At 50.5% G+C, this 17765-nt stretch carries 15 protein-coding genes and 1 pseudogene; 8 read left to right on the top strand and 8 right to left on the bottom strand.

What is annotated here, in order from left to right:
- Window positions 1-475: 475 nt before the first annotated feature.
- The 3 genes and pseudogenes from KDM89_RS22505 to KDM89_RS11480 all read left to right on the top strand — a co-directional run.
- A pseudogene (locus KDM89_RS22505) lies at window positions 476-581 on the top strand (pilin); the annotation flags it as partial.
- Between the two features lie 41 nt (window positions 582-622).
- Window positions 623-931: a pilin gene (locus KDM89_RS11485; RefSeq protein WP_230427823.1), complete on the top strand. Its 309-nt coding sequence runs from the start codon at window positions 623-625 to the stop codon at window positions 929-931.
- Between the two features lie 146 nt (window positions 932-1077).
- Entirely contained in the window at window positions 1078-1533 is a 456-nt protein-coding gene (locus tag KDM89_RS11480) for a pilin (protein ID WP_212688069.1), read from the top strand.
- 86 nt (window positions 1534-1619) lie between these two features.
- Here the strand turns inward: KDM89_RS11480 and murI are convergent, their stop codons facing one another.
- From murI to KDM89_RS11465, 3 genes are all read right to left on the bottom strand, one after another.
- A complete protein-coding gene (gene murI, locus KDM89_RS11475; protein WP_212688068.1) occupies window positions 1620-2447 on the bottom strand; it encodes a glutamate racemase in 828 nt (275 codons plus the stop codon).
- 66 nt (window positions 2448-2513) lie between these two features.
- Window positions 2514-4031 (bottom strand): fumarate hydratase, encoded by a 1518-nt coding sequence (locus KDM89_RS11470; protein ID WP_212688067.1) that lies wholly within the window; start codon window positions 4029-4031, stop codon window positions 2514-2516.
- A gap of 67 nt (window positions 4032-4098) precedes the next feature.
- Window positions 4099-4698, bottom strand: a complete 600-nt coding sequence (locus tag KDM89_RS11465) for a TIGR00645 family protein (RefSeq protein ID WP_212688066.1) — start codon at window positions 4696-4698, stop codon at window positions 4099-4101.
- A 271-nt stretch (window positions 4699-4969) separates the two neighbouring features.
- Here KDM89_RS11465 and acs point away from each other — a divergent pair, with 271 nt between their 5' ends.
- A complete protein-coding gene (gene acs / locus KDM89_RS11460; RefSeq protein ID WP_212688065.1) occupies window positions 4970-6964 on the top strand; it encodes an acetate--CoA ligase in 1995 nt (664 codons plus the stop codon).
- A gap of 79 nt (window positions 6965-7043) precedes the next feature.
- On the opposite strand, the gene KDM89_RS11455 is transcribed toward acs, so the two are convergent.
- Complete coding sequence (locus tag KDM89_RS11455) at window positions 7044-7907, bottom strand: AAA family ATPase (protein WP_212688064.1); 864 nt, start codon at window positions 7905-7907, stop codon at window positions 7044-7046.
- A gap of 261 nt (window positions 7908-8168) precedes the next feature.
- Between KDM89_RS11455 and KDM89_RS11450 the strand changes: the two genes are divergently transcribed.
- On the top strand, window positions 8169-8492 hold the full coding sequence (locus KDM89_RS11450) for a c-type cytochrome (protein WP_212688063.1): 324 nt from the start codon (window positions 8169-8171) through the stop codon (window positions 8490-8492).
- Window positions 8493-8509: 17 nt separating this feature from the next.
- The gene (locus tag KDM89_RS11445; protein ID WP_212688062.1) at window positions 8510-8860 is read left to right on the top strand and encodes a c-type cytochrome; all 351 of its coding nucleotides are present in this window, start codon (window positions 8510-8512) and stop codon (window positions 8858-8860) included.
- Between the two features lie 35 nt (window positions 8861-8895).
- Here the strand turns inward: KDM89_RS11445 and KDM89_RS11440 are convergent, their stop codons facing one another.
- Window positions 8896-9327, bottom strand: a complete 432-nt coding sequence (locus tag KDM89_RS11440) for a DUF1841 family protein (RefSeq protein WP_212688061.1) — start codon at window positions 9325-9327, stop codon at window positions 8896-8898.
- A 110-nt stretch (window positions 9328-9437) separates the two neighbouring features.
- Here KDM89_RS11440 and KDM89_RS11435 point away from each other — a divergent pair, with 110 nt between their 5' ends.
- Entirely contained in the window at window positions 9438-10022 is a 585-nt protein-coding gene (locus tag KDM89_RS11435; protein ID WP_212688060.1) for a malonic semialdehyde reductase, read from the top strand.
- Window positions 10023-10528: 506 nt separating this feature from the next.
- Here KDM89_RS11435 and nth read toward each other — a convergent pair.
- The 3 genes from nth to KDM89_RS11420 all read right to left on the bottom strand — a co-directional run bounded on the left by nth (window position 10529) and on the right by KDM89_RS11420 (window position 13207).
- The gene (gene nth, locus KDM89_RS11430) at window positions 10529-11176 is read right to left on the bottom strand and encodes an endonuclease III (RefSeq protein WP_212688059.1); all 648 of its coding nucleotides are present in this window, start codon (window positions 11174-11176) and stop codon (window positions 10529-10531) included.
- A complete protein-coding gene (gene rsxB, locus KDM89_RS11425; protein ID WP_438947515.1) occupies window positions 11169-11864 on the bottom strand; it encodes an electron transport complex subunit RsxB in 696 nt (231 codons plus the stop codon). Before rsxB ends, nth begins: the two co-directional genes overlap by 8 nt.
- A gap of 107 nt (window positions 11865-11971) precedes the next feature.
- Window positions 11972-13207: a polyhydroxyalkanoate depolymerase gene (locus tag KDM89_RS11420; protein ID WP_212688057.1), complete on the bottom strand. Its 1236-nt coding sequence runs from the start codon at window positions 13205-13207 to the stop codon at window positions 11972-11974.
- A gap of 314 nt (window positions 13208-13521) precedes the next feature.
- Between KDM89_RS11420 and KDM89_RS11415 the strand changes: the two genes are divergently transcribed.
- Window positions 13522-17760, top strand: coding sequence for a response regulator (locus tag KDM89_RS11415; protein ID WP_212688056.1), 4239 nt, complete (start codon window positions 13522-13524; stop codon window positions 17758-17760).
- The last annotated feature ends 5 nt before the right edge of the window (window positions 17761-17765 follow it).

The raw sequence follows: 17765 nt of genomic DNA, 5'->3' as shown, positions 1-17765 counted from the left end.
TTGAATGATTTCAGTGACCAGCGCTGCCTTGCGCTTCGCCGTCCATCGCTTGACTTCTTCTTCCATGACCATGCTCATGTGATTTCCTTTCCGTATTATCACCTGAGCAGGAATTCACTGGGTCATTACACGTGCTGCATAGCTATAGTTGCTTTGTGATTCACAAGAATGAATTCAGTAAAACTATGTTTTATTGATTAAAAATTCCCATTTCGTATTTCAGATCCTGAAAATATGACGCGGAGTTGATGTTATGAGATGCGGACGGATTTTATTGAATGACAAAAAACGTTAGCAATTCGGAAGATATGAGTTTTGCATATGTGAAATTCATAAATTAACATTAATTGTCAATCTTGTGACGTATTGAGTCAGCGCTAGGCGGATTTCTATTTTTATTTGATAAATATCAACATGGCACATCGGTTGCTCCAGAGTGGACGGGGGGATAAACGTTCTAACCTGGAGATAACCAATGAAAGTATCAAAGCAATTACAAAAAGGCTTTACGCTGATTGAGCTGATGATCGTTGTAGCGATTATCGGCATTCTCGCGGCAGTTGCACTGCCGGCATACAACGACTACACCACACGTGCACAGGTTTCTGAAGCGATTGAACTGATGGGTGGCTTGAAACAACCGCTGGCATCGTTTGCGTATGAAACTAAGGCATGGCCTACAAAACTGGTCCCCACATCGTCTGCTGTCGCACCGACAGCCACGGAACTCACCGCTACCACCGTAGGTAAATACGCAACCCTCAAAGACACTGTAGACGGAACTTTTCCAACCGGAAAACTGACAGCAACGATGACGTCCGGCCAGGCAGATACCAAAACTGTATTTATGGAAACCGCTGATGGTGGGAATACCTGGTCTTGTAACGGTGGTACCGTTGAGCTCAAATTCCGCCCGGTCGCTTGTAAATAATTATGAATATTGTTTTGTTTTTCTAAACGATTTTTTTCAACTGTGTTTTTGAAATCAAGAATTTTTCAGATTGCAGAAGTGGGAAAATTTTTTGTCAGTACGCAGTACGTTCTTTGTTTTAATAATTCATATATCGGAGATATGTTATGAAAGTCAATGCAAAAATTCAAAAAGGTTTCACACTGATCGAACTGATGATTGTTGTTGCAATCATCGGTATTCTGGCTGCAGTTGCACTTCCGGCTTACAATGACTACACCACTCGTGCGCAGGTGTCAGAGGCAATCGAACTGATGGGTGGCTTGAAAGGTCCTTTAGCAGAGTACGGTTATCAGAAAAATGCATGGCCGACCAAATTAGTGCCGACTTCCTCAGCAGCTGCGCCGACCGCAACCGAATTGACTGCAACAACAATCGGTAAGTATTCGAAACTCAAAGACACGCTTGATGGTACGTTCCCAACCGGAAAAATCACAGCAACCATGACATCTGGTCAGGCAGACACCAAAACAGTCTTTATGGAAACCGCAGACGGTGGAAATACATGGAGCTGCAATGGCGGTACTGTCGAACTGAAATTTCGCCCGGTTGCCTGCAAATAATTTCCTGCTTTTGGAGAAAAATACCCCGCATAGCGGGGTATTTTTTTATTTATTTTCAGATATTCCGGCAGAAAATCCAGTCTGAGTCAGAGTGATACGGATTCCATATTACGGCTATCAGCCTCTGGCAATAAGTGACGCAGTGCCTCAGTGATAGTTTCTGATTGCCCCGTGCTGACCCAGTGCAACGTGGGAGGGCTTGTGTCTGTGTTTAACAGCCCAGACTGATTCAGTAAATTTCGCAAATGGCGGATAACCGCTTCCCCGGTGTCAATTAACACAGGCGTGTGGCTTGAATATTGTTGCCACAAATTGATAATCTGATCTGCAACGAAAGGATAGTGCGTGCAGCCCAGAACCAGACTATCGCAGCCAGCGCTGATCAGTGGCGTTAAGTAATGCCGTACCATGTCCAGCGTCTGGATTGATTGTAATTCCCCGTGCTCAATCTGATCTGCAAGTCCGGGGCAGGGTTGCAAATGAAAATGTAAATCCGGTTTTGCAAGTTGTTTGCACAGTGCAGCAAACTTTTCACTGCGTAAGGTTGCGCTGGTTGCAAGCACGCCGATGTGACCATTACGTGTGGCGGCGATAGCCGGTTTTAAACCAGGTTCCAGTCCAATGATAATCTGATGCGGGAATTGCGCACGGATTGCATGAATTGCGGCTGCAGTGGCAGTGTTACAGGCAACAACCAGTGCTTTTACTCCACGGGCAAACAGATACTCAGCAATTTTGATACTGCGTGCTGCGAGCCATTCTGTATCACGATCACCATAGGGGTTGTTTGCGGAGTCTGCAAAATACAGGAAAGATTCCTGTGGCAACTGGTTACGCAGATGACGTACGACAGATAAGCCACCAATGCCGGAATCAAAAATACCAACAGGCGCATCAGCTTGAAGTTGATTCATACATTTTGAAATAAAAAACTCCGGCATGTATCGCATGCCGGAGCTGTCTGATCAGTAAAGATCAAATCAGTTCATTGGAATGATACCGATTTTAGCCTGCCATTCTTTCGGACCGGTCTGATGAACAGAAGTACCGGTAGAGTCAACCGCAACGGTTACCGGCATATCCTGAACATCAAATTCATAGATAGCTTCCATGCCCAGATCTTCAAAGCCGACGATTTTCGCGGATTTGATCGCTTTGGAAACCAGATACGCTGCACCGCCGACTGCCATCAGATACGCAGATTTGTGTTTCTGAATTTGCTCAATTGCTGTCGGGCCGCGTTCTGCTTTACCTACCATCGCGATCAGGCCGGTTTGTTCCAGCATCATGCCGGTGAATTTATCCATGCGGGTGGCGGTTGTCGGGCCGGCAGGACCCACAACTTCGTCACGAACAGGATCAACCGGGCCAACGTAGTAGATAATACGGTTAGTGAAGTCAACCGGCAGTTTTTCGCCTTTGGACAGCATGTCCTGAATGCGTTTGTGCGCAGCGTCACGGCCGGTCAGCATTTTGCCGTTCAGCAGCAGGGTCTGACCCGGTTTCCAGGAGGCAACTTCTTCCTTGGTCAGGGTATCCAGATTCACGCGCTGGGATTTTTCTGTGTCCGGTGTCCAGTGCACTTCAGGCCAGTCAGACAGTTTTGGCGGTTCGATGTAAGAAGGACCGGAACCATCCAGTACAAAGTGTGCGTGGCGGGTTGCTGCGCAGTTCGGGATCATCGCAACTGGTTTGGAGGCAGCGTGGGTCGGATACATATTGATCTTCACGTCCAGCACTGTGGTCAGGCCGCCCAGGCCTTGTGCGCCGATACCGAGTGCGTTGATTTTGTCGCACAGTTCGATACGCAGTTCTTCCAGTTTGTTTTGCGGGCCACGCTGTTTCAGCTCGTACATGTCGATGTCGTCCATCAGGGACTCTTTCGCCATCAGCATGGCTTTCTCAGCAGTACCACCGATACCGATACCCAGCATGCCTGGCGGACACCAGCCAGCGCCCATCAGCGGTACGGTTTTCAGAACCCAGTCCACCAGCGAATCGGAAGGATTCAGCATCACGAATTTGGTTTTGTTTTCAGAGCCGCCACCTTTGGCAGCCAGACTTACGTCGATCGTGTTGCCCGGTACCAGTTCCACATGCACTACAGCCGGTGTATTGTCTTTGGTGTTTTTGCGGTCAAACTGCGGGTCCGCGACGATCGAGGCGCGCAGTTTATTGTCGGCAAAGTTGTAAGCGCGGCGTACACCTTCGTTGACGGCGTCAACGATAGAGCCGGAAAAACCTTCCAGACGCACACCCATACCCACTTTCATGAATACGTTGACGATACCGGTATCCTGGCAGATAGGGCGTTTGCCTTCTGCGCACATTCGGGAGTTGGTCAGAATCTGCGCAATCGCGTCTTTTGCCGCAGGGCTTTGCTCTGCTTCATAGGCACGTGCCAGATGGGCGATGTAGTCAGCCGGGTGATAGTAGCTGATGTATTGCAGCGCGGCTGCAACGGATTCAATCAGATCGTCTTGCTTAATGACTGTCATGATATGGCTCTTGGCTAAATAAAACTGGGTAATAAACAAAAAACGGGGTGATTGTACCCCGTTTTGATCAGTGCTCGTTTCCTGCGAGCTGAGTTTTTGTCACGATCTGGTCACAGTAAGCAATGGCCAGCGCGGAAAGTAGAAACGCCATGTGGATCACGGTTTGCGCGATCAGTACTTTCGGGATGTAGTTTTCAGCATTGATAAAGGTCTTCAGCAAATGGATCGATGAGATACCGATGATCGCCATCGCCAGTTTTACTTTCAGTACCGATGCATTCACGTGCGATAACCACTCCGGCTGATCAGGATGGCCTTCCAGTCCGAGTTTGGAAACGAAGGTTTCGTAGCCGCCGATGATCACCATGATGAGCAGATTGGAAATCATCACCACGTCAATCAGTCCGAGTACCACCAGCATGATGGTGGTTTCATTCAGTTTGGTCGGACGGTTTCCACCGGTGGAAACCGCATCCAGAATGTGATCCAGTGCCGCCTGATTGCCCATCGCAGCACCGATCAGATCCGTCAGTTCTACCCAGAAGTGAAAGACGTACACACATTGCGCCAGTATCAGTCCCAGATACAGCGGTAATTGCAGCCAGCGGCTGAAGAAAATCAAACCGGATAACGGTGTCAGACGTTTTTTGCTTGTGTTGTCAGTCATAGGTGTATTGCCTTATCAGCATGAAATCAAAGCCGGTATTTTACATGTCCGATAATTTTGCGTGCAAAAAGCATAGTGTCTGCGCAGAAATTTGCATGGTATTACACTGGATTTTGACAGGTATTAATCTGGTAATGTAAAGTAGGTATGATTAAACGCAAACGCAGCGTAAGGGTTTCGTAAGACTGCGGCGTTAAGGTGATTGCATACGATCTGTGTTCAGGGGAAGTCTGGTATCGCCTGAACGATGAATAACTAACCGGAGACAAGCATGAGCGATCTGCAAAACACACAAGATGACGTAAAAGCTGAAAACCGTATTTTCCCGCCACCAGCCGAATTCGCAGCCAGCGCTGCAATCTCCGGCATGGACGCTTACCATGCCTTGTGCAAAGAAGCGGAGCAGGATTACGAAGGCTTCTGGGGCCGGCTGGCGAAAGAAAATCTGACCTGGCATAAACCGTTTGAATCAGTACTGAATGAGTCCAATGTTCCGTTCTATCGCTGGTTTGAAGATGGTTTGCTGAACGCTTCTTATAACTGTCTTGATGTGAATCTGCAGAACGGCAATGCTGAAAAAGTCGCGCTGATTTTTGAAGCTGATGACGGCACCGTTACGAAGGTTACTTATCGTGAATTACATGCCAAAGTCTGCCAGTTTGCGAACGGTTTGAAATCACTGGGCATCGTTAAAGGTGACCGTGTCGTAATTTACATGCCAATGTCGGTGGAAGGCGTAGTGGCGATGCAGGCTTGCGCGCGTATCGGTGCAACCCACTCTGTTGTGTTCGGTGGTTTTTCTGCGAAATCGCTGCAGGAACGTATTGTTGACGTTGGTGCGGTCGCTGTCATCACTGCTGATGAGCAGGTGCGCGGAGGCAAACATTTGCCACTGAAATCCATCGTTGATGAAGCTATCGCAATGGGCGATTGCGAAAAAGTGCGCAATGTCGTGATTTACCGTCGTACCGGCGGGCAAATCGGCTTCACAGCTGGCCGTGATTTATGGATGCATGAACTGGTCGCAAATCAGGCTGCGGAATGCGAACCGGAATGGGTGGATGCTGAACATCCTCTGTTTATTCTGTACACATCCGGTTCGACAGGTAAGCCAAAAGGGGTGCAGCATTCCACCGGTGGTTACTTGTTGTGGGCGAAGCTCACGATGAAGTGGACCTTCGATATCAAACCGGATGATGTGTTCTGGTGTACTGCTGATATCGGCTGGGTTACTGGTCACAGCTATATCGCGTATGGCCCGCTGGCGATGGGTGCAACTGAAATCGTGTTTGAAGGCGTGCCAACCTATCCGAATGCCGGCCGTTTCTGGAGCATGATCGAGAAGCATAAAGCGACGATTTTCTATACAGCACCAACTGCGATCCGTTCCCTGATCAAAGCGTCCGACGCTGATCCTGCCGTGCATCCGGCGAAATATGATATTTCCAGCCTGCGCCTGCTGGGTTCCGTTGGTGAACCGATCAATCCTGAAGCCTGGATGTGGTACCACCGCAATGTTGGTCAGGAGCGCTGCCCGATTGTGGATACTTTCTGGCAAACCGAAACCGGCGGTCATATGATGACGCCGCTGCCGGGCGCGACGCCGCTGGTGCCGGGTTCCTGCACGCTGCCGCTGCCGGGCATCATGGCGGCAATCGTTGATGAAACCGGTAACGATCTGCCGAACGGGCAGGGCGGTATTCTGGTGGTGAAACGTCCGTGGCCTTCGATGATCCGTACGATCTGGGGCGATCCGGAACGCTTCAAGAAGAGTTATTTCCCGGAAGAGTTCGGCGGCAAACTGTATCTGGCTGGTGACGGCGCGATTCGCAATAAAGACACGGCTTATTTCACGATTACCGGTCGTATTGATGACGTGCTGAACGTATCCGGTCACCGCATGGGAACGATGGAAATTGAATCGGCACTGGTGGCCAATCCGCTGGTGGCAGAAGCCGCGGTGGTTGGTAAGCCGGATGACACAACCGGTGAGGCAATCTGCGCTTTCGTGGTGCTGAAAGGTGCGCGTCCGACCGGGGATGAAGCGAAGAAAATCGCAACGGAACTGCGTAACTGGGTCGCGAAAGAAATCGGCCCGATCGCAAAACCGAAAGAAATCCGTTTTGGTGACAACTTACCGAAAACCCGCTCCGGCAAAATTATGCGCCGTTTGCTGCGCGTGCTGGCGAAGGGTGAAGCAATTACGCAGGATGTGTCCACACTGGAAAATCCTGCAATTCTGGAACAACTCAAACAGGCGCAATAAACCTGTTTGTCAGTTTCTGTGTAAGTGCATTACCTCCGACTTGGCTCCGGCAACCGCCGGAGCTTTTTTTATCGTCAAATCAGCGGTGATTACGGGCCATCATCATGATGCGCTCAAACAAATGCACATCTTGTTCGTTTTTCAGTAAAGCACCGTGCAGCGGTGGAATCAGGTTTTGTCTGTCCTGACTTTTCAGCGCCTCCGGTGGAATGTCTTCAGCCATCAGTAATTTCAGCCAGTCTATCAGCTCAGAGGTTGATGGTTTTTTCTTCAGTCCGGCAACATCCCGCACTTCATAAAAAGTTTCCAGCGCCTGCGCCAGCAAGTCAGCCTTCAGTGTAGGAAAGTGCACTTTGACGATATCTTCCATCGTCGGTTTATCTGGGAAGCGGATGTAATGGAAGAAGCAGCGGCGCAGGAAGGCATCCGGCAATTCTTTCTCGTTATTGGATGTGATGATGACCAGCGGACGGTGCTTTGCTCTGACCATTTCGCGGGTTTCATAGACATAAAACTCCATGCGGTCGAGTTCGCGCAACAAATCATTCGGGAATTCCAGATCTGCTTTGTCGATTTCATCAATCAGCAACACCACAGGCTCATCGGCCGTGAATGCCTGCCACAACACGCCTTTCACAATGTAGTTCTGAATATCTTTGACGCGCTCATCACCCAGTTGCGAATCGCGCAGACGGGAAACTGCATCATATTCATACAAACCCTGTTGTGCTTTGGTGGTGGATTTGATGTGCCACTGAAGCAGAGGCATATTGAGTGCTGCGGCGACTTCTTCCGCCAGCAGCGTTTTGCCGGTACCCGGTTCGCCTTTAATCAGCAAGGGACGTTGCAGGCGCAATGCGGCATTGACCGCGAGTTTCAGATCGGCAGTGGCAACATAACGCTCGCTGCCTTCAAAGCGTGGTGCTGGTTGGGATGGTGACATTGAAGATCCTGATATGAAATCGGTTTCGAGGCGCAAAGTATACGTCAGATCGTCCGGAAGTTTTTCGAGGTAATCCTTTAGCGCAATCATGCTGCGATCTGCAAATGCGTGTTTTTTGTGCAAATGCAGCATCGAATGTTGTTGGGTTTATGGCGGAAAAGCAATAAAGCTGCGCAGGTTTTGCGCTGGCTCATATTAGAATCATGAGCAGTATCAAGATGTTGAGGCGAAATTTTCCGATTCCAATTTTTGATGATTCCTATGAAAAAACTGTTTGCATTACTCGCGATCGCGGGATTGGCTCACGGAGCACAGGCAGCAGAAGTGGTAGGTAAGGCAAAAGATGCTGCCGATAAAAAAATAGCCATGTGCATTGGTTGCCATGCTATCCCTGGTTACAAAGCCAGCTTTCCGGAAGTGTTTCAGGTGCCGATGATAGGCGGGCAGTCTGCGAAATACATTGAAGCAGCGCTGAAAGCGTATCAGAAAGGCGAACGCAAAAACCCGACGATGCGCGGTATCGCAGGCAGCCTGACCGAACAGGATATTGCCGATCTGGCGGCCTATTACTCACAGCAGAAATAAGAACAACGGAGAAAGCGATGAAGGCATTGATTACAATAGCTGGCGCCGGATTATTGCTGGCAAGTCAGGATGTATTTGCAGCGGGGAATATTGAAGCGGGGAAGGCTGCTGCAGAGAAATTTAACTGCGCGTCCTGTCACGGCAAAGATTTTCAAAGTCCGATTGATCCGGCTTATCCTAAGCTGGCCGGGCAACATCAGGATTATCTGGCGCAGGCGCTGAAAGCCTATCAGCGTGGCGATAAGGGGCCGAACGGACGTGCCAACGCGATTATGGGCGGTCAGGCAAAAGCACTGAGTGCCGCCGATATTGAAAACATTGCGGCATATCTGCACTCACTGCCCGGCACGCTGGTGTTGCAGAAATAATCTTCTTCAGGCGGCGGGTTAAGTTCCGGCGGAATTTAACCCCGTGCGCGCCTTGCCAGATCATCCATATAAGCTTGCCCGTCCGGCGGCAGTCCGGAACGTTGCGAAGTCCAGATCATTTGTCCCAGCGCTTCCATCATTTCGTGGTGCGCATCATGCTCATTGCCAAAGCGGTTTGCCAGTGCAAAAAACGCTGCTTTGACGCCGCGCGGCTGATCAATCGAAATCTGTTCGCTGATCGATAAATGCATCGATAAATGCAGAAACGGGTTGGTTTTGCCCTGATCAACCGCATAATTGGCTTCCAGTGCGCGTTCGGTATCGGCCAGATCGTCATGGTATTCAGGATGCTGGCTGATCCAGTCGGCGGCGATGGTTTCCAGTGGCGTCAGAATGCCGTTCTCACGCATTTTCTGAAAAGTTTCACAAAAAAAACGGCGTACATCCTGCTGGCTGGGGTTAAACATTGCTGATTTCCGGCAAACTGTGAAAAGCGGCTATTGTAGGGGCTTTTCGGCAGACTGTCCTGAATGCTGCAGAATTCGGTATAGTTCTGCTGTTTCTTATAAAGGAGAGAATGATGTTAAGTCAGGAAGCACTGAATACCTTGTTTAACGATGCCCGCACGCATAACCGCTGGCTGGAAAAACCGGTGTCGGATGAGTTGCTCAAGCAGGTTTATGACCTGATGAAATGGGCACCAACCTCCGCTAATGCGTCTCCGGCACGCATCGTTTTTGTCCGTTCTGCCGAGCAGAAAGAAAAACTGCTGGCCTGCATGTCCGAAGGTAATCTGGAGAAAACCAAAACTGCCCCAGTCACTGCGATTATTGGCATGGATATGGAATTTTATGAAAAACTGCCGCAACTGTTCCCGCACGCTGATGCGCGCTCATGGTTTGCCGGGAATCAGCCTGCGATTGATGCCACTGCCTTCCGTAACAGCTCGCTGCAAGGCGCTTACCTGATGCTGGCGGCCCGTGCTGTTGGTCTGGATTGCGGCCCGATGTCCGGTTTTGATGCCGATAAGCTGAATGCAGCCTTCTTTGGCGGCAGCTCTGTCAAAGTGAATTTTGTCTGCAATCTGGGTTATGGCGATATCGCCGGTGTCCATCCGCGCCTGCCACGCCTGAGTTTCGATGAGGCTTGCCAGATCGTGTAATCGTTACCGGAACCGTAACCGTAACCGTAACCGTAACCGGTTGCGCTGTCCTATGTAAGCTGCAGTTCCGGTTTCGCTGAATGCGAAGAACGGAGAAAAATTTGCTGTCTACAGCAGGTTTTCTCCGTTTTTTTATGGTCACAGAACCAGCGTCTGCCTGAGTCAATTGAGTGATTGATATGCAGGTATCGTCATTTACGTTTTTCTGAGGCCCGGACTTTCTGCCGACGACCGCCGGATTGCTATGCCAGAATCCGCATTTAAGGCATTTTCGGGCCTTTGGGGACCTTTTTTAGCCTTTCAGATTGATTCCGGTGAAGTAGTTATGTTCAGTCAGGCGTTGTATTCGGGCAGGAATTGCAGCGCACGACTGATTAGCCGACGCAAACGTAAAAAAGCGGGCAGAGATTCTCCGCTGCAAGCACCGGAAAAATAACAGCGCCGGCTTCGTTGTCACGAATACGACGCTGTCTGGTCTGATGGCGCTGCTGTCGCGCCGGATTGACTTATACGTTGTCCGGTAACGCGGTCTTCGGTTTGAAGTCGCAGAGATCGGCAATCATGCAATTCCAGCATTTGGGCTTGCGGGCGATGCAGGTGTAACGGCCGTGCAGAATCAGCCAGTGATGCGCATCCAGTTTGAATTCCGGCGGCACAAATTTCAGCAGTTTTTCCTCGACGATATCCACGTTTTTGCCCGGTGCCAGACCGGTACGGTTGGAGACGCGGAAAATATGCGTGTCAACCGCAATCGTCGGTTCGCCAAATGCGGTATTCATCACCACATTTGCGGTTTTACGTCCTACACCCGGCAGTGCTTCCAGCGCTTCGCGTGATTTCGGTACGTCGCCGCCGTGCTGTTCCAGCAGAATCTGGCATGTTGCAATCACGTTCTTCGCCTTGGTTTTGTACAAACCTATGGTTTGGATGTAAGGCATCAGCCCGTCAACACCCAGCGCCAGCATGGCCGCCGGCGTGTTTGCTACCGGATACAGCTTACGGGTGGCTTTGTTGACCGAAACGTCGGTGGCCTGCGCCGACAGCAAAACCGCAATCAGCAATTCAAACGGCGTGCTGTATTCCAGCTCCGTGGTCGGATGCGGGTTTTGCGCCTGCAGGCGCAAAAAGATCTCGCGGCGTTTGGTGTTATTCATTGTTTTGGGCTTTTTGCTCGGCTTCCAGTTTTTTCAGGCGTGCGCGCTCAATCGCGGCTTCAATGATGGCTTTTTTACGGGCTTTTTCGGCGGCTTCCGCTTCATTCTGAGTGGCTTCCGCATTCACCGCTTCCAGTTTGGCCACCGCTTTGGCTGCCAGACGCGCATCGTTTTCTTCTTTTTCGCGGACTAAGCGGATTTTGCGGCGATCGAATGCCAGTCGTGATGTTTCCGCCTGCGCCTGACTCCATGCTGCCCATCCTGTCTTACCCGGCGTGACGCTTTCCAGATCAATACAATCCACCGGGCAGGGCGGAATACACAATTCGCAGCCGGTACACAAATCCGGCACGATGGTATGCATTTGCTTACCCGCACCGACAATCGCATCCACCGGACAAGCCTGAATACACAAGGTGCAGCCTATGCAAAAGCTTTCACGGATGATGGCAACCGGACGTTCACGCTCCTCACCGTTCGATGGATTTAACGGGATTTCCGGCTTGCCGAGCAAGCTGGCTAAGCGACGTATGCCTTCTGCGCCGCCGGGCGGACACTGGTTGTATGAGGCGTCACCATTGGCGATGGCAAGCGCGTAATCATGGCAGGAGGGATAGCCGCACTTGGTGCACTGGGTTTGCGGTAACAGAGCATCAATCTGGCTGGCGGTGATCGTAGACACGGCAATTCTTTATCTTGCAAAAACCGAGATTATCGCTGTAACCCATCACGGTATCAATGAAAAAGCCACCGTTACGGTGGCTTTTCGGTAGTTTATCTGAGCGAGGTCGCAGCTTAGCGGTACTTCTGAATGAATTCGCCGATTTTCGGGCAAATCAGTTCGCGCCAGCGACGTCCGGAGAAAATGCCGTAATGGCCACAGCCCGGTGCAACGAAATCCTGCTTCATGCTGTCAGGAATGTTGCTGCAGATTTTATGCGCAGCCTGCGTCTGACCAGGGCCGGAAATATCGTCCAGCTCACCTTCCACGGTGAACAGGGCCACAGTTTTAATGTCCTGCGGACGTACCAGTTTGCCCTGAACTTCCCATGTCCCTTTTGGCAGACGGAATTCCTGAAACACGGTTTTGATAGTTTCGAGATAGTACTCCGCTGGCAGATCCAGAACCGCATTGTACTCATCGTAAAACTTACGGTGCTGTTCGGCAGATTCATCATCGCCTTTGATCAGGTTCTGGTAGTAATCCCAGTGGCTTTGCGCGTGGCGGTCCGGATTCATTGCTACAAAACCCGTGTGCTGCAAAAAGCCCGGATAGACTTTACGTCCGTAGCCCGGGTAATTGGCCGGAACGCCGTAAATGACCGTATTTTCAAACCATGAGAATTTTTTCTCGGTCGCCAGATTATTCACCTGCGTCGGAGAATTGCGCGGATCAATCGGGCCACCCATCATCGTCATCGACTTCGGCAATTTCGGATCATTTTCGGTCGCCATTAATGAAATCGCGGCCAGTACCGGTACAGTTGGCTGACAAACGGAAATAACATGCACATCCGGGCCGAGCAGGCGGATGAATTCCTGCACATAGTAAATGTAGTCATGCAGATGGAAAGGACCTTCCGACAGCGGCACCATGCGGGCATCTGTCCAGTCAGTGATATACACATCATGCAGCGGTAACAGGCCGCGCACCGTATCACGCAGCAGTGTTGCGTGGTGGCCGGATAGTGGGGCTACCAGCAATACTTTTGGCTGATCAAGCTTTGCCAGTTCTTTATCGTCCAGCGCTTTTTTGAAATGCAGCAGTTTGCAGAATGGCTTGATCAGTTCTGTGCGCTGAGCGATTTCAACAACTTGTTTGCCAACTGTGGTGGATGTCAGTCCGAATTCCGGCTTCTCATAATCTTTGCCGAGGCGGAACATCAATTCATATCCGGCTGCAATACGCTGTGAAAACGGGGTGTGCGCCAGAGGAGAGACGGGATTTGTGAATAATTTTGCTGAAGCTTCAGCCCATTGTGTTAACGGGTTCAGAAAAGCACGGTTCAATTCATGAAATTGGTAGAGCATGATGACATCTTTCTGAAAAAGGTCGCAATTCGAACCGAGTATACCGACTTGTCTCTGTCACTGCGCATCTGATTGCGTCGCACAGTTGGTTTTTTGCATTGCATCATAAATGAGTTTAGGTGAATTTGCGTTGTTGCGAAAAAGCGTTGTTAGTTTTCCTGCAAATTTATGTTAAATGCTTGGATAAAGTATAATTTTTGACGAAATTGCCGGGTCCGATGCCTGCGAAGCGCCAAAGTTTCGGGGACAGGTTCAGAAAGCTTGTTTTTCTGTTCACATGCCTTGCAGTAAATGAATTGAATACGGGGAACAACGTGACTCAGACCGAACTGGATTGGCGTGAACAATGCTTTGTTGCATTTGATTTGATGCGGGATTCTCCGCAAATGGGACGTCTGATCGCGGGCCGTCTGAAATCGGATGCAGTTGCTTCCCGCAGACCAGTTCTGGGAACGCTGGCAGATGTATTGTCAGCATACGCCGATTTTTTTGAGGGCAAGCTGAGTGCCGCTGAGCCGGAGTTTGAACGTACAGCAATGATGTTTGAGCTGATCGGCGATTCAGAAGGGCTGGCATTTGCATTGCTGGGCACGGTTTCAGTCTGGTGGCGCCATGGCAAAGCAGAGCAGGCTTACTCGCTGTGTCACGCACGCATTCTGCAATTGCTCCCCGGCAGAGATCATCGCTTATCCGTTCTGGTCTTTAACCTGCTCGGTGCACTGTCTCAGGATCTGGGATTTACAGAAGAAGCAATTCGTCATTTGTACAATGCGCTGGGTCAGGCAAGGCGCTTGCACATACCAAACCGTGCGTCACAGATTCTCGCCAATTTAGGTGAAGTGTTATACATCACAGGTAATGCGGAAGATGCGGAGCCTTTGCTGGAAGAAGCACGCGAAATCGCGATTGATTCTGATGAGCGCTGGCTGGCACCATTTATTTCCACCATGCTGGCATTATGCTATCTGGCACGTGAAAAATATGATGATGCTTACTCTTGCGTCGCCAACTATCTGGCAAAAGGCGCAGCTCACTACACGGACAAAGCCAGTAAGGCATTTTTTTCCGCCGTTGCCGCCTATACGCTGGCAAAACGCGGGCAGCTCAGTGAAGCAGAACGCTTGTGTGAGGCAGCGCTCGAACTGATCGAAGATTCTGAAGACCGCCCGCTGCGCTCTTACGCCTGGTGGGTCAGCGGGTATCTGCATCGTTGTCATCAACGCTATCCGGAGGCAATCCACGCGCTGAAGCATGCGATTGCTGTTGCGGGTGATAAAGGGTACATCTATACACCATTGCGGGCGATGGCCGAGCTGATTGAAATTTACGGCGAAATTGGTCACTGGGAGCTGGGCTTTAAAGAGCAGCAGCGCTATCTGGAAATGTTTGCCCGCGCGCAGGGCCTCGCGACCCGTGTTCATGTACAGACGCTGCATATCCGGCATGAGCTGCAAGAGGCTGAGCTTGCACGCCGCCTGGCAGAAGAGGCTGTGGTGCAGCGCAAGGCGCTGGATGAGCAATTGCAGCGGATTCTGGCAGAGCGTGAAACGATTCTGGAAAACTCGATTGTCGGCATGTTATTTCTCGATAACCACGGCCGCATCAAATGGGCAAATACGCCACTTTGTCAGTTATTCGGATTCGAGCGCGAAGATGTTCTTGGATCATCACTTGAACAATTTTATCCGACCCGGGAAAACTTCCTGCAATGTGCTTCGTCTGTCAGTGCAGCGGTGTGGCGTGGTGAATCCTTTGACAGTGAAATTCAGATGCGCCGTGCAGACGGTAGCCTTTTCTGGGTGCATTTTTCGGGCCGCGCGGTTGATCAGACGAAGCCGGCGCTGGGAACGGTATGGGTGGTGATGGACATTACCCTGCGCCGTCAGCTCGAAGTGAATCTCAGCGTTTCGGAACAACGCTACAAGCAAGTCGTGGAAAATGCTGCTGAGGGAATCGTCGTCTTACAGAACGATCAGGCGGTATTTTTTAATTCGCGTATCAGTCGGTTGTTCGGCATCGATTTTTCTGGGCTCCGTGAACGGGCGTTTTCATCCCTTCTGAATCCGGAGTGTCATCCGAAGTTCCGGAAGCATGTTCAGCACTGTCTGGAAAACGGAGGCGAAGCTGCAGACTTTAGTTGTACGCTGATTCACACATCCGGAGAATTGGTCTGGATAGAAATGTCATCCGTTCTGATTGAATGGGATGGTGCACCGGCCACTTTGTCATTCATTTCGGATGTCACGCAAAAAACGCTGCTCGAACAGCAATTGCGCGACAGTATGGCTGAACAGATGCGTCTGCAAACGCTGCAAATGGAAAATGATTTGCACGAAGCTGAGCGCGCACGGATTCATGCAGAAGAAACCACTGCTGCGAAATCCATGTTTCTGGCCAATATGAGTCATGAAATCCGTACTCCGATGAATGCCATTATTGGTATGGCACATCTGGCGCTGCGTACGGGGTTGAACGATAAACAACGTGATTATGTTGAAAAAATTCATCGGGCAGGTGTATCACTGCTTGGAATTATTAATGACATTCTTGATTTTTCTAAAGTAGAGGCCGGAAAGCTGCGAATTGAACATGTCGAGTTTGATTTGCATGAGGTATTTGAAAACATCAGTCTGATGACGGCAGATCGTGCTTTCGAAAAGAAACTGGAATTTCTGATTCAGATTGATCCCGAAGTACCGTGGCGTTTCATGGGAGATGGCCTGCGCCTCGGGCAGGTGCTGATCAATTTAGTTAATAACGCTATTAAATTTACAGATCATGGTCAGGTTACGCTGAGTTGCAAACTGGCGCGGCGTGACAGTGCACAGGCAACGCTGATCTTTTCAGTAGCAGACACTGGTATCGGAATGACCAGTGAGCAGCAAACCCGTTTATTTCAGCCTTTCAGTCAGGCAGACGAATCCACCACCCGGCGATTTGGCGGCACGGGTCTTGGCCTGTCCATTTCCCGTCGTGTGGTAGAGCTGATGGGCGGCTGTATAGAATTGCAAAGTCAGGAAGGATTTGGTACCACAGTCAGTTGTGAAATCAGTTTTACACTGGCCGAACAGTGGCAGCCTGTGCAGGTGCGCAGGGACCAGCCACTGAAAGCACTGATCGTTGATGATCATGCGCAGGCAGCAAAAGCACTGGTCGAGTTGTTGCGGTTTCAGGGAATCGAAGCCGTTGTAGTCGATAAATCTGTAAAGGCGATCGATCTGATTTCGAATGCAGATCAGAGTGACGGATTTGATCTGGTTTTCAGTGATCTGATGATGCCGCAGCTCGACGGGCTGGCACTGATCAATTTGCTCAAGAATCTGAAAAGTCTGCGTAAAAAACCTAAATACATCCTGACAGGCATGTTTGCCCGTGACAGCGCAAGAACCGAACTGGATGCGCCGGATGCATTTTTACGTAAGCCAGTGACTCTGCATGCACTGCGTCAGTGCCTCACATCGTTAATGCCGGAGTCGGAAACCGGCCTTTCTGCACCTGTCGCGCTGAGTATTCCACGCTTCTCTGGTTTGCGGGTATTGCTGGTGGAAGACAATGAAGTGAATCAGCAGATTGCCAGAGAATTGCTGGAGGCAGCAGGTGTTGAGGTCGATATCGCTGCAAACGGACATCAGGCGCTGTCCCGCCTTGCACCAGGCACTGCGAGTAATTATGGACTGGTCTTGATGGACGTTCAGATGCCGGAGCTGGATGGACATGAGGCAACGATGCTGATTCGTAAGGATGGTCGGTACAGCCGCTTGCCGATTATCGCGATGACTGCACATGCGATGCCGGAAGAGCAGCAACGCTGCCTTGAATCTGGTATGAACGAGCATCTCGCGAAACCTGTGGAGCCTGCATCTCTGTACGAGATTGTTGCGCGTTACTGCCAGGAATTTTTATGTGCTGAATCGGCCGGCGTTGAGACCGTTCGCATTGCGGAAGTGCGTCACGTACAAATCCCCGGCCTTGTTGTAGCAGACGGTTTGCGACGCACGATGGGTGATGTGCGTTTGTACGCTGAGCTACTGAGAAGGTTTCAGAATGATCAGTCAGATGCGGCGCGTGCAGGTCGCCAGGCGTACATCGAAGGTCGTATGCAGGACGCGATACGGATCATTCATACACTGAAGGGTGTTGCCGGACTGGTTGCGGCCAACCTGTTGCGTGATGCAGCAGAAAGTCTGGAAATGGCGTTGCGTGAAGAAAAAGCGGCGCGTGAAATTTTGCAGCGATTTGATCAGTGTGCACAGATCTTGGAGCAGGCATTGCAGGCGGCTGACGAAGCCGCACGGAATTTGCCCGTGCAGAGCGACAAAGCAGTAGTTGAACAAGCTGAGCCAAACTTGCAATTACTTCGGCAGTGTCTGCAGCAGTTACATCAGTCAGATGCTGAAGCGATTGAGCTGATCGATGAAAATGCAGATCAGTTTTCGCGGATTCTTGGCGCAGAACGCTATCAGTCTTTCAGTAAAGCAATCCGTGACTTTGATTTTCCGACCGCAGCCGGGCTGTTGCGGGAACAGCTGTCCGGCGAGAATGTATTGTTGTAAATAGG

The organism is Cognatundibacterium luofuense (assembly GCF_018139685.1).
Lineage (GTDB): Bacteria > Pseudomonadota > Gammaproteobacteria > Burkholderiales > Burkholderiaceae_D > Undibacterium > Undibacterium luofuense.
Note: the sequence above shows the minus strand (reverse complement) of the source record. Positions and strands in the feature narration are given on the sequence as shown.